Annotated in this window: 7 protein-coding genes and 2 pseudogenes; 5 read left to right on the top strand and 4 right to left on the bottom strand. The window is 54.0% G+C overall.

Annotated features, from left to right (window positions below):
• Positions 1-89: 89 nt before the first annotated feature.
• The 4 genes and pseudogenes from LRO94_RS28190 to LRO94_RS24620 all read right to left on the bottom strand — a co-directional run bounded on the left by LRO94_RS28190 (position 90) and on the right by LRO94_RS24620 (position 4,508).
• Entirely contained in the window at positions 90-878 is a 789-nt protein-coding gene (locus tag LRO94_RS28190; RefSeq protein WP_375803696.1) for a methyl-accepting chemotaxis protein, read from the bottom strand.
• Between the two features lie 111 nt (positions 879-989).
• Positions 990-1,940, bottom strand: a pseudogene (locus LRO94_RS28185) (PDC sensor domain-containing protein); the annotation flags it as partial.
• Positions 1,941-2,384: 444 nt separating this feature from the next.
• The gene (locus LRO94_RS24625) at positions 2,385-3,500 is read right to left on the bottom strand and encodes an HD-GYP domain-containing protein (RefSeq protein WP_081797593.1); all 1,116 of its coding nucleotides are present in this window, start codon (positions 3,498-3,500) and stop codon (positions 2,385-2,387) included.
• Between the two features lie 75 nt (positions 3,501-3,575).
• Positions 3,576-4,508, bottom strand: coding sequence for a chemotaxis protein CheV (locus LRO94_RS24620; protein WP_032884688.1), 933 nt, complete (start codon positions 4,506-4,508; stop codon positions 3,576-3,578).
• A 587-nt stretch (positions 4,509-5,095) separates the two neighbouring features.
• On the opposite strand from LRO94_RS24620, the pseudogene LRO94_RS24615 reads away from it, so the two are divergent.
• The 5 genes and pseudogenes from LRO94_RS24615 to LRO94_RS24595 form a co-directional block, all read left to right on the top strand.
• Positions 5,096-5,641: pseudogene (locus LRO94_RS24615) on the top strand (type I restriction endonuclease subunit R); the annotation flags it as partial.
• 27 nt (positions 5,642-5,668) lie between these two features.
• On the top strand, positions 5,669-6,580 hold the full coding sequence (locus tag LRO94_RS24610) for a restriction endonuclease (protein WP_081797595.1): 912 nt from the start codon (positions 5,669-5,671) through the stop codon (positions 6,578-6,580).
• 936 nt (positions 6,581-7,516) lie between these two features.
• Positions 7,517-10,306, top strand: a complete 2,790-nt coding sequence (locus tag LRO94_RS24605) for a class I SAM-dependent DNA methyltransferase (RefSeq protein ID WP_179179854.1) — start codon at positions 7,517-7,519, stop codon at positions 10,304-10,306.
• Positions 10,303-12,423, top strand: coding sequence for a DEAD/DEAH box helicase (locus LRO94_RS24600; protein ID WP_179179855.1), 2,121 nt, complete (start codon positions 10,303-10,305; stop codon positions 12,421-12,423). The genes LRO94_RS24605 and LRO94_RS24600 overlap by 4 nt, the downstream gene beginning before the upstream one ends.
• Positions 12,416-13,597 carry a GIY-YIG nuclease family protein gene (locus LRO94_RS24595; RefSeq protein WP_179179856.1) on the top strand — a complete coding sequence of 394 codons (1,182 nt, stop codon included), beginning with the start codon at positions 12,416-12,418 and terminating at the stop codon, positions 13,595-13,597. The genes LRO94_RS24600 and LRO94_RS24595 overlap by 8 nt, the downstream gene beginning before the upstream one ends.
• Positions 13,598-13,664 lie beyond the last annotated feature (67 nt).

Genomic DNA, 13,664 nt, shown 5'->3' with positions numbered 1-13,664 from the left:
TAGGGAGGTGATTCTTAATATTTCATGAATGGGCGTGGGTTATGTCGCTGGGCCAGGAGGTTGACGACCCCCTGGCTTCGCGTGAGGCATTACGAGGCTTTGACTTTGAAGCGGCTCAGGCCCTGTTGCATGGAGTTGGCCCGTTCCGACAGGTTCTTGGCTGCCACTGCACATTGCTGGGAGTTTGCCTGGTTCTGCTGAGTGACTTCGTCGATCTGCTCCAGGCCGATGCTCGCCTGTTGCAGGCCGGAAGCCTGTTCGCTGGAGGCTTGGTAGATCAACGACACCAGGCTGGAAACCGTGCTGGTGCCAGTAACGATATTTCTCAACGAGTCGGCGGTGCGCCCGGCGATGATCATGCCGCGTTGCGTTTTGGTCGAGGAGTCGGCAATCAACGCGGCGGTTTGCTGGGCGGCTTCGGCGCTGCGGGCGGCGAGGCTCCTGACTTCGTCGGCGACCACCGCAAAACCACGCCCCAGTTCGCCGGCACGTGCGGCCTCGATAGCTGCGTTCAACGCCAGCAGGTTGGTTTGAGCGGCGATGTTGTCGATGGTGGTGATAATCGCGGTGATGTCTTTGCCCGAATTGTCGATTTCCGCCATGGCCGCGATCAATTCACTCATCAACTTGTCACTTTCCCCGGCGTCGGCGCGCGAGGCCTGGGATTGCTCGTCCGCCTTCTTCGCATTGGCGGCGTTGTCGGTAGTCTGCGCTGCCATCTGGGTCATAACGGCACTGATTTCGGTGATGGACGATGCAGAATTGGACGCGCCGTCGGACAGCGACTGGCTCAACTCGGTGACCTGCGCGGAACTGCCGGTGATTTGCGTGGCGCTGGCCTGCACTTGGGAAATGAGGGTGTTCAGGTTACCGACCATTTTTTCCAACGATTTGCCGAGGGTGTCGTTGGGCGAGGACAGGCGTACTTCCAAATCCAGGTCCCCTTCGGAAATACGCTCGGCCACACGCACCTGGCGTTGCAGGCTTTCCGACATATCGTTCAAGGCAAAGGACAATTGGCCGACTTCGTCATCAGATTTCTGCACCAGCCGGCGAGAGAAATCACCCAGACTGATATTCGCGGCCAGAGCCGCAGCTTCACGAATCGGGCCGACGATTTTCGCAGTGGCAAACCACAGCGCCAGCAATGCCAGCAAGGAGACACCTACGCCGACCGAGACCTGCCAGATGCTGCTCTTGACGCCGCGTGACTGCAGTTCCTGCTCCAGGGCCAAGGCCTGGCTCATGACCACCGCCTTGGGCAGATGGATCAAAATCGCCCACGGCTTGCCGGTGCGCCCCAGATTGATCGGCATCTGTACTTCGATTTCCTGGGAGTCCTGATTGAGCCGGCTGTCTCCCTGGCCTTTTTGCACATTCGCCAACACCTTTTCCCAAGTGCCTGGCAACAAGCCTTTCAGTGACTGGCCAATGAATTCCGGGCGTTTACTGTCAGCCACCACGAGCCCTTGATTGCTCAGGATCGACACGGAGCCTTTGCCGCCATACAGATCTGCGGACATTTGCTCGCTGAGTTTCTGGATAAACGAGATATCGAAGTCAGCCCCGACCACGCCGTAGAACTTGCCATTGGCAGTGATAGGTACCGATAGCGTGGTCAGCCACACATTTTTGCCTTGCACCACGTAGGGAAGTGGGTCCAGCACGCTTTCTTTCTGGGTGTCCCGTGGGCCTGAGTACCAGCCGCCCTTCAACACGCCATTGGGGTGGCGGGCATCGGAGTCGTACTCAACCAGCGGTTGCACGGCGATATGGCCATCTGAACTGCGTGTCCAGTAGGGGGTGAAGCGACCGGTCAACGGGTTGTTACCGCCCTCATTGATACGAAAGGCTTGGTCCTGGCCGTCCAGCGCATCCGGTTCCCAGCATGAATACGTGCCGTTGAAGTCGGGGTTGTCCTTGAGCACGCTGAGCAGCATCGTATTGATCTGCTCACGGCTGAGGGTCAGTGGGCTCTGCGCACTTTTACTCGCTCCCAGCGTATTGGCCATTGTGCGTGCTGAATCCAAGGCGTTCTGCAGTTTTGCCTGGATGGCATTGGCACGCGACTCAGCCAGGTTTTGCACTTCGCGGATAGTGGCGCTTTCAATCAGGGCTGAAACTTCAGTGCCGACATACGCTTGATTGGCGCTTGAAGAATAAAGGCCATATGAGACCAGGCTCGCACACGAGATAAACAGGCAGAGTCCGGCGGTGAAGCAAATTCGAGTCTGCAATGAGTTGAATTTCATGATATTTCCTGCCCATGCTAATAGTCGTCAACATCATCGAATGTCGACATTTCGGTACTTCTTTTGCACAAGGCACAGTGTTTTATCATTGGCTGCTTAGGCATGGACATGCTGTACAGCGCTTGGAGTTACTTAATGCTCTTTGGGCATCTCTTCGTCGAGCCATAAACGTTCGGTGTTTTTAAAACCGTAACGCTGGGGCGGTACCCGCGCGACAATTCGATCGGGTTGTTCGGGATCACTCAGGTCTATTATTTTCGGCGTTACATAAATATTTAGAACGGGCAGAAAGAACACTTTGATTTTTGGTGTCAGTAACGACTCGGGATGTTGTTCTATCACTACACCGATACTGCCACTTTTCAATTGAACGATAGAACCGACCGGGTAAATACCCACGGACTTTAAAAACGCGCGGAATACCTCGTCATCAAAATGCCCTTCCCATGTGGACATTTGCTGGATGGCGACGGCGGGGTCCCAGCCCTGGTTGTAGGAGCGGTCCGAGGTGATTGCGTCGTAGACATCGCACACCGCAGCCATCCGAGCCACCAGACTGATCTGGTCCCCTACCAACTGATGGGGGTAGCCGGTGCCGTCGACTTTTTCGTGGTGATGCAGGCACACATCCACGACCATTTCGCACATCTGCGAGGTCGCTTGCAGGGTTTTTTCCCCTTCCAGTGGATGGGTACGCACCAACTGCAATTCGTCAGTGCTCAACCGGCCAGGCTTGTTGAGAATGGCGCCCGGTATGGCCATTTTGCCGATGTCGTGCAACAGCCCGGCCATGCCGACGCGACGAATCAGTGCGGTAGAGAGGCCCAATTGATTGCCGAGGGCAATCATCAACGCACACACGGCGACTGAATGCATGTAGGTGTAGTCGTCGATGCTTTTCAGGCGTGCCAGGCTGATAAAGGCATTAGGGTGGCGGGCGATAGAGCTCGAAATGTCTTCCACCAATGCACTGATGTGCTCAAGCTCCAGTGCCCGGCCCATGCGGGCATGGCCGAACATCTCGACAACGGCGGTTTTAGCGCGACTACAGATTTCCTGTGCGGCGACTAATTCGTTTTGCATCGATGTGGGGATGGCTGGGACTGCTGGCGCAGCCGCTGGGGCCGTAGCGACCGGTTTAGCGCCGCAGCCCAAGGCGCACGGCGCCTGCGACGGCTCACCGCCCCGCCAGAATGGCTTTGCCTCGCCATCAGGCGCCTGAAGATCGAGTTCATTGCACTTCAACATGGTATGCCCTCTGTTGATGGTCTTTTTATACGTTGTTCATCAGCCTCCTTGGCTTGAGCAGTGTCGTTTTGCCTTTCAGGTAGGGCTCACGGCCTTGATTCGTGCGACTACGCGACCTGCCAGGTCATCCGGGCGAAACTTCGCGAGGAAGTCATCGGCCCCGACTTTCTTGACCATGGCCTGGTTGAAACCGCCCGATAGGGACGTGTGCAGCACGATATGCAACTTGGCCATGCGTGGGTCGCTGCGGATTTCGGCGGTCAGCGTATAACCGTCCATTTCCGGCATTTCGATATCTGAAATCATCATCAGAAACTCCTCATCCGGGTTGCGCCCCTCGTCAAGCATGGCCCGAAGGTAATCCAGCGCCTGGCGACCATCGTTCAAGGCGACGACCTCGACACCCACTGTCTCCAGGCAGCGGGTCACCTGTTTACGCGCAACCATCGAGTCATCCACGGTCAGCACTCGCAGGTGTCGAGCCTGTTGATTGACCGCGTCATCCACCACACCAATCGAAATTTCCTCGGACGAGGGCGAGATTTCCGTCAGCACCTTTTCTACATCGATGATTTCAACCAGACGATCATCGGTACGGGTAACCGCCGTCAGGTAATTGTTGTCACCGCTGCCCTTGGGAGGCGGATGAATGTCTTCCCAGTTCAAGTTAACGATGTGTTCAACTGCATACACCAAGAAACCTTGAACTCGGTTGTTGTACTCCGTAAGTATGATAAAAGCGCTTTCTTTATCTGTGATGCCGGGCAGCCCGGTAGCCATTGCAAGGTCTAGAATGGGGATGCAAGCACCACGGATATTCGCAACGCCACAAATGTTGTTATTAGACTTTGGTAGTAGAGATAGCTTAGGGCAGCGAATAACTTCTCTGACTTTAAAGACGTTAATGCCATACAGCTGTTGGTCGTTAAAGCGGAATAGCAATAATTCCAGTCTGTTCTGACCGACCAGTTGTGTACGGCTGTTAACGGATGCCATTACACCTGCCATACACACCCCTTTGATTCTGGTTGGAACAGCGTTGATGTCGTAATGACATTATCATATGTAGGGGAATGTAAAATATATGTGAAAGCGAAATACTTTTTAGGTTAATCGTTAAAGCGATAGCCAAGCGGATGATGAGCAATTCAAGTGGATGTTTGAATTAGTTAGTTGGCTAACTTGCTAGTTTAAGTGTTGAGAATGATTAAGATTGGAAGCCAGGATTCAGCAAAGTTATGGCGCCTCATGTGTTCCACGTCCAGCTTTCGGCTAGCGGCGTGTGGCGGTGAGTACTGTCGAGTTCGAAGGGCTGGCTGGTGGTCATGGTTTCAGTGAGGGGAGGGGGGGAGGTAGGACTGAGACGATCAGTCGTTTTAGAAAACCCGCTACTCAAATGGCTAGGCGGGCTGATCCATTTCTTGTCGGCTAAGCCAACATAGATTGCTAATCCCGATTTTGAGAACGCGTTGCAGCAGACGTATCGTTGCTGGCCATACGTTTGAGTACGGCCGTAGCACCTTTAAGTCATGGGAACCGAGTGAAAATAGGCCATCGCCTCTGTGACCGGCCGCGAGCTCTACGGGGTAAACTTGCAGCTGTGCGTGTACGCCAAGCATCTGTACCCGTTGCTGCGCGTAGATCGCCTGCTAGAGGACGACGTGGATGTGGGTGAGTTGCAACTGAGCCACTACCGTCTGAGTAAGCGCGCCGAACACCTGCTTCGCCTGAACGAAGAGACGGGCAAATACACCGTCAAACCCGGCAGTGACGTGGGGAGCGGTAAGCCGCATGAGCCGGAGAAGAAGCGCTTATCCGAAATCATTGAGGCGCTTAACGATATCTTTGGTGCCGAAGTGAGGGACGACGACCAGCTGCAGTTCCTTACTGGCATCGCCCAGCGTATCAGCCGTCAGGAAGATGTGATGGCCCAGGTGAACAACCATTCGGTGGATCAAGTGATGCACGGCCTTTTTCCCAAACGCGTCCTCGATACAGTGTTAGATGCTATGACTGAACACGAGAAACTCTCGCTGGAAGTACTGGATAACGAAACGAAGAGCCGCGCGTTTGCGCTGGTGATTTTGAAGATGCTCAAGACCGCGGCTTCCTTCGATGAGGCTCGCGTGGGCGGCGCCTAAAGCAGCCGCTAAAATTAAGGAGAAACAGTGGCAATTCCGGATTTTCAAAGTGTGATGCGCCCAGTGTTGAGCACCGTGCAGAGCGGTGCGCCGCTGCCGCTCAATGAGTTGCGCGAGAGGGTCGCTGATCAATTCCAATTGACCGAGGACGAACGCAAGGAGCGCCTACCCTCTGGTCAGCAGACGGTGATCAACAACCGAGTGGGCTGGGCTCGTACCTATTTGAATAAGGCCGGGCTGCTATGCATTCCGGCCAAAGGCATGGTGCAAATTACCCCTCGTGGCCTTGATGCTTTGACCAATGGTCCGCAGCGCATCACTGTGAGCTGGTTGAAGCAGTTTCCTGAGTTTGCGGACTTCCATACGGCCAAACCGCAATCAGTTGACGCTCCCTCCCTGCTGAACGTGGGTATTTCCGAAACCACGCCAGACGAACAGTTGGCCGAGGCGCATCAGACCCTCATGCAGTCCCTGGCAGACGAGTTGCTGACGCAAGTCCGGTTGGCCACCCCCAGCTTCTTTGAACAGTTGGTAGTCGATCTTATGATCGCAATGGGTTACGGCGGTTCGCGTAAAGAGGCTGGTAAGGCTACCCAAGCGACCAATGATGACGGTATCGACGGCATCATCAAAGAAGACAAGCTTGGCCTCGATGTTATCTATCTGCAGGCCAAGCGCTGGGCCAATACGGTGCATCGCCCGGAGATTGACAAGTTTATCGGCGCACTGACTCGCCAGCGTGCGCGTAAGGGCGTGTTCATCACTACCTCTGAGTTCTCTGAAGGGGCTCGCATTGCGGCGCTGGGGCTGGACATCAAAGTGGTATTGATCGACGGTGTTGAGCTGGCGCGATTGATGGTAGATAACAACCTAGGCGTGAGCGTTAAGGATGTTTACGAGGTGAAGCAACTCGACAGTGATTACTTCTCGGGCGAGTGACTTGGAACCTGGCCTGCAGGAGCAGTCAAGGCAACTCGGTGGTGTTGCTGTATGTGAAGTGCTTCAATTACTCGCCTTACCTGTAGGCGGTCTTGATCATTCGGAGCCGGGTGCACACGCTTCACAGGCTTTGAGCTGGCGATCGGAAATACGTGTAATTTGAGTGCGCACGAGAAGAACTCCATTCCACATTTGGTATTCCCAAGATTAGCTTCGGGAAGCTGGGAAGACCAAAACCGGTGAAGCTCAAAAGTCGTCTACGGAAGGTAATGGCGGCGAAAGCCCTGATTTCACTGAATTTCAGGCACAAAAAAAGACGTCTGTGGACGTCTTTTTTCGTTGAGCCGAGGTAATCTGAACTGGATTTTTAATCTATTGATTTATAAGGATTTATACGGATAGTTTTTTTGTTTGGAATACTTTTTGGAATACTGTGTTTCTTTGCAAAGCCTTGAGTCGTGATCGGCTGCGCCGATGAGGTCCTGTCATTAGCCATAGCTCGGATATCGACAAAAACCAAAATAGCTCGCAGCGTCACCAGACTACGGCCGGGCCTGGAGGAAGGGCTATCCTTCTCGCCCTTCTACATCACCTCCCGATCTGGACAACCTTCGATAGCTCCATACGGCGGGCTGCCTACGGTTGTTTACCATAAGGAGGAACCTTCCTTTACAATCCACGGCACCGTGGATTGGTTAAAAAAGCTGACGCGGGATGCTGCTTACGACCCGGTTTTGAGCCGATGCTTTTGACTTGGGCGCAATGCCTCCGCCTTGTCACTATCTTGATTGTTCGTGGCACGCCAAATGTCATCTCGCTAGAGTTTGCCGGGACAAGGCAAGAATTAGGCATCCTCTGAGGTCTCGCATTAATCATCAAAATTTAGCGGCTTAAGTGGCCGCCTTCGCTTTTGAGCGATCTGGACAGTGGTAAACCATGAACGCAGTAGAAATCGAGTCCGCAATATCGGAGCTGGCTCTCCAGCCTTTCGACGCGACGGAGTTCCCGTTTGCCTTTTTAGCCGCATTCGGTAGCAAAGACACGGCGCTCAAGCGCCTGCGTGCAGGTAATAACAATGCGTCGGATGTGTCCGGTGGAGTGTTGCTCAGAAGTAACATTCATATAGCCGTATGCGAAGCTGGCACCGTGGGCGAAACCCTCAAACGGTTGCTAGCCAGCCCGGCCACCACAAAAAGCAAAGCCAAGTACGTTCTCGCCACCGATGGTCAAACAATTGAGGCCGAAGAGCTGATCACAGGTGAAACCATTACCTGCGACTATGGGGACCTCCCTAACCATTTCGGCTTCCTGCTGCCGTTGGCAGGCATCTCCACCATCAAGGAGATCAAAGACAACCCCATCGATGTACGTGCTACTAGCAGGCTGAACAAGCTGTACATTGAGCTTCTGGGAGAAAATCCGGACTGGGCCAAGGACGAACGTCGGGCTGACATGAACCATTTCATGGCGCGCCTGGTGTTTTGTTTTTTTGCGGAAGACACCGACATCTTCAATGGAGAGGGTTTATTCACCCGATCTGTAGACCGGTACAGCGAGCGCGACGGCTCCAATACCGATCAGGTGCTGTCCGAAATCTTCCGTTCCATGAACATCAAAGGTATCGATCGCACTAGTGCCCAGCCGCGATTGCCGAGCTGGACTAACGGTTTCCCCTATGTAAATGGTGGGTTGTTTTCCGGGAGTACTGAAGTCCCACGCTTCACGCGCATGGCGCGTACATATCTGCTGCATGCAGGTGAGCTGAATTGGAAGAAAATTAACCCAGACATTTTTGGCAGCATGATCCAAGCTGTAGCGGATGATGCTGAGCGCGGCACGCTAGGCATGCACTACACCAGCGTGCCCAACATCTTGAAGGTGCTGAATCCGCTATTCTTGGATGATTTACGCGCTCAGTTGGGGGAAGCAGGTGATAACGAGCGCAAACTACTGAATTTGCGCCGACGCATGGCGCACATTCGAGTGTTCGATCCGGCATGCGGGTCAGGCAACTTCCTGGTCATTGCCTACAAGCAGCTGCGCGAAATCGAGGCGGAAATCAATCGCCGTAGGGGTGAGGCTCACAATAAGTCAGAAATACCGCTGACCAATTTCCGTGGCATTGAGTTGCGTGACTTTCCGGCAGAAATTGCCCGTCTGGCACTGATTATTGCTGAGTACCAGTGCGACGTGTTGTATCGCGGTCAGCAGGATGCACTCGCCGAATTTTTGCCGCTGAATGCGCAAAACTGGATTGTCTGCGGGAATGCTCTGCGGTTGGACTGGATGAGCATTTGCCCGCCAACCGGGACGGGTGTGAGGGTAACCGGCGATGATTTGTTCGATACACCGCTGGATCAGACGGAAATCGATTTTGAGAACGAAGGTGGTGAAACCTACATATGTGGTAACCCTCCCTATTTGGGAAATACTTGGCAGACACCCGAGCAGAAAGCCGACATCCGTAACGTCTTGAACGGACGCACCGGCTCCACAGGCTTCCTAGACTATGTGGCTGGTTGGTTTGTAAAAGCAGCGGACTGGATTGCAGCAACCAACCAAGGCATCGCTGCATTCGTGACTACAAACTCAATCTGCCAAGGTCAGTCTGTTCCCATTATGTGGCCGATTCTGTTTGATGCAGGCTGTGACATCAGATTCGCATACACGTCGTTTAAATGGGCAAACCTTGCGAGTCATAATGCGGGCGTGACAGTGGCTGTAGTTGGCATTGGAGTGCAAAATAGCGCCACCCGCCGCCTCTACGAGCATCAAGATGACGGCAGCGTTGTCCTACGTGAAGGTGCCTCGATAACGCCGTATCTGACGATGGGGCGGCGCGTCATTGTTGAAAAAAAGAGAGCGCCGATGTCCGACCTTGGCGTCATGGAGTTCGGCAACAAGCCCAGTGATGGGGGGAACCTGCTCTTAAGCCGGGACGAGTTGGAATCCCTCAGTTTGACGTCAGCCCAAAGAGAGCTATTCATCCGCCGTATCTATGGGTCGGCCGACTTCATCAACGGCGGCACCCGGTTTTGCGTTTGGATTGAAGAGAAAAACCTGGCGGAGGCACAGGGCATTCCAGTCCTAAACGAACGTATTGAGGCAGTGCGCAAGGTGCGTTTGGCAAGCCCCGACAAGGGGGCGCAGATGTTGGCAAGACGCGCGCATCAGCTCAAATTGATGCGAATAGGCGAGCGGCACACTATCGTTGTGCCGAGTGTCTCCTCTGAGCGAAGACCATTCCTGCCTTCGGGAATCATCGATAGCCATACAACACTCACCAACTTGGCATTTGGCTTGTACGACGCCCCACTCTGGAACATGGCCGTGATCGCATCACGCTTGCACTTGGTCTGGATTGGGACCGTCTGCGGAAAAATGAAAACCGACTTTCGCTATTCGAACACCCTCGGCTGGAACACATTCCCTGTGCCGCTGCTCACCGAGCAAAACAAAGCCGATCTGACTGCTTGTGCCGAGGATATCTTGCTTGCTCGCGAAGCCCATTTCCCAGCCACCATCGCCGATTTGTACGATCCTGAAAACATGCCTGACAATCTACGCCGTGCCCATGAGCGAAACGATGAAGTGTTAGAGCGTATCTACATCGGTCGACGCTTCAAAAACGACACTGAGCGGCTGGAAAAGTTGTTTGACCTTTACACCAAGATGACGGCAGGTGCAGCCAAAGTCGCACCCAAAATAAAGGGAAAAAAAGCGTGACGGAACCAGCCAGCAATCCGACAAATAGCTATACCGTACCGTCGGTGTCCATTACCACTGCTCGCACCGGCGCATCCAGTAAAGCCAACCAATTGGGCATGCGAACGATGCAAGAGCGCGCCTACACCAAGCGCGGTGAGCAGTACTTGTTAATCAAATCGCCACCAGCTTCGGGAAAATCCCGTGCGCTGATGTTTATCGCGTTGGACAAGCTCCACAACCAAGGCTTGCAGCAGGCCATCGTCGTCGTTCCGGAGCGTTCTATTGGTGGCAGCTTTGCTGATGAGCCTCTTAGCAAGTACGGCTTTTACTGGGATTGGCAGGTATCCCCTCAGTGGAACCTGTGCAATGCCCCAGGCATCGACGAGCCACGTGTAGCCAAGTCCAAGGTTGGGGCGGTTGGTAAGTTTTTGGAAAGCACTGACAAGGTGCTGGTTTGTACGCATGCCACCTTCCGCTTTGCGGTGGAAGAGTTGGGCATCGAAGCTTTCGACAATCGTCTGATCGCCATCGACGAATTCCACCACGTTTCTGCGAACCCAGACAACAAGCTGGGTGGGCAACTAAGCGCCTTTATCGGTCGCGATAAAGTGCATCTGGTAGCTATGACCGGCTCTTATTTTCGCGGTGACAGCGAGGCAGTACTGGCCCCTGCGGAAGAGGCTAGGTTTGAGACGGTCACTTACACTTATTACGAGCAGCTCAATGGCTACCGTTGGTTGAAGTCTCTGGACATTGGATACTTTTTCTACACTGGAAAGTATGTGGATGCCGTCGCCAAGGTGCTGGACCCGGCTTTGAAAACTATCATCCATATTCCCAATGTGAATGCCCGCGAAAGCCTCAAAGACAAGGAACGCGAGGTCAACGAGATAATGAGTGCGCTGGGGGATTGGCAGGGTGTCGATCCGGCCACCGGCTTCCACCTCATTAAGACCAAGGACGGTCGCACTCTGAAACTGGCCGATCTGGTGGATGACAGCGACGCGGCTGGACGCTCGAAAGTGCTCGCCGCGCTGAAAGACCCTGTGCAGAAGAATAACCGGGACAACGTGGATGTGATCATTGCGCTGGGTATGGCGAAGGAAGGCTTTGACTGGATCTGGTGCGAACATGCGCTAACTATTGGCTACCGATCAAGCTTGACGGAAATTGTGCAGATCATTGGCCGCGCAACTCGTGATGCCGAGGGGAAGGAGCGCTCACGCTTCACCAACCTGATCGCCGAACCTTCAGCCGATCAAAGCGCTGTTGCTGAAGCGGTGAACGATATGCTCAAGGCCATTTCTGCCAGCTTATTGATGGAACAGGTGCTTGCACCGCGCTATGAGTTCACCCCTAAAGATACAGGACCGAAAGAAGGTTTCAATTATGGGCTCGATGGTTATCAACCAGGTGGCACTAACCTGGGCGTGAATGAAGCCACAGGCCAATTCCATGTCGAGATCAATGGCCTGACGACGCCGCAAAGCGCAGAAGCTACGCGCATTTGCAAAGAAGATTTGAATGAAGTGGTGACTAACTTCTTGCAGGATAAAACCGTGTTAGAACGCGGTTTGTTCGACAAGGAAAACACCCTGCCCGAAGAGCTGACACAACTCCGCATGGGCAAGATAGTGCGTGAGCGTTACCCAGACTTGAGCGACGTCGACCAGGAAGCCATTCGCCAGCACGCTATCGCTGCAATGAACATTACTCAGCAGGCCAAACTGGTCTTGGGGCAGGCAGATGCAAACGGTGGTGACACCGTCCAAGGAAGTACAGCGCTGCTGGATGGCGTGCGTAAGTTCGTTAACGTACGCGAACTGGACATTGACCTGATCGACCGTATTAACCCCTTCGACGCGGCTTATGCGGTGCTTGCGAAAGCGATGGATGAGAAATCACTGCGTCAGGTGCAGGCCAGCATTGCCGCCAAGAAGTTGAGTATTCCCGAAGACGAAGCCCGTGAGCTGGCGAGGCGTGCGTTGCAGTTCAAGAATGAACGCGGTCGCCTCCCGGATATCAATTCCGCCGATTCGTGGGAGAAGCGAATGGCCGAAGGAGTGGCTGTATTATCCCGTTACCGTGCGCAGGCCAAGGCCGCACAGGCTCTTAGAGAATCCGACAATGGCTGACATGAACGATGACGAACTGCTGGACGCGCTTGGCGTAGAAGTCACTCCACTCAAGGTCGCAAACCGACCGCCTCGTGAAGAACGGATCGTCGCCGGCTTCGAGGACATTCTGCGCTTTTATCAGATCCACGGTCGTACACCACTACACGGTGAAGACCGCGACATATTCGAGCGTTTGTACGCCGTGCGCCTGGATCAGTTACGCAGGTTGCCGGAAGCCCAAACCCTACTGGCTGCGTTGGACGAGCCCGGCCTGCTGTCTGGTGCCTATGTCGCTTCGGTGGATGTGGACGAGCTGGATGAAGACGCATTGCTAGCTGAGCTCGGTTTGGGCGGTGAGTCCGCAGACCAGAACGACATCACGGTGCTGCGCCATGTGCGTTCGAGCACTGAAAAGCGTGCTGCCGAGGAAGTCGCTGACCGTGCTCCTTGTGCGGATTTTGACAAATTCAAACCGCTATTCGAACTAGCTGAGAGCGATCTGAAATCCGGCATTCGCAAAACCCTGCGTTTTGGGCGCGATACCAGCGTTGAAACTGGAAACTACTTCATCGTAGGCGGGCAGCTAGCGTATGTAGCCGGCATAGGAGAAACCATCAAGGCTCCGAATGGCGAAAGCGATGCGCGTTTGCGCGTCATCTACGCCAATGGCACGGAAAGCAATCTGCTGCGTCGCTCCTTACAACGCGCACTTTACAAAGACGACACCGGTCGCCGACTGACAGACCCGGACATGGGGCCGTTGTTTGGTGATGCTTCTGAATCCGACGACATTGAGAGCGGCACGATCTATGTATTGCGAAGCTTGTCGAGCCACCCATTTGTAGCCGAGCACCGCGAACTGATTCACAAGATCGGGGTGACTGGCGGTAAAGTGGAAGCACGCATCGCGGGCGCGGAAAAAGATGCTACCTACATGTTGGCTGGAGTGGAGGTAGTTGCCGCCTATAAGCTGCACAACCTTAATAGAACTAGATTAGAGAATATCTTCCATCGCTTATTTGGCGCAGTGCAGCTTGATCTGACCATAGAAGATCGCTTCGGAAATCCGGTTAAACCGAGAGAGTGGTTCCTTGTGCCACTCCATGTGATTGACGAAGCGGTCGAGCACATTCGTAATGGAACTATTACCGAAATGTTATACGATCCCAAGTCGGCTCGCCTAGTCAGCTAGTATCTATGAAAAGGCGTAGGGTGTCTAAACTAACACCCTGTGCCTACAAATAAATATTCTTAATGGC

The organism is Pseudomonas sivasensis, from assembly GCF_021391435.1.
GTDB lineage: Bacteria > Pseudomonadota > Gammaproteobacteria > Pseudomonadales > Pseudomonadaceae > Aquipseudomonas > Aquipseudomonas sivasensis.
This window is presented reverse-complemented; position numbering and strand designations above follow the sequence as displayed.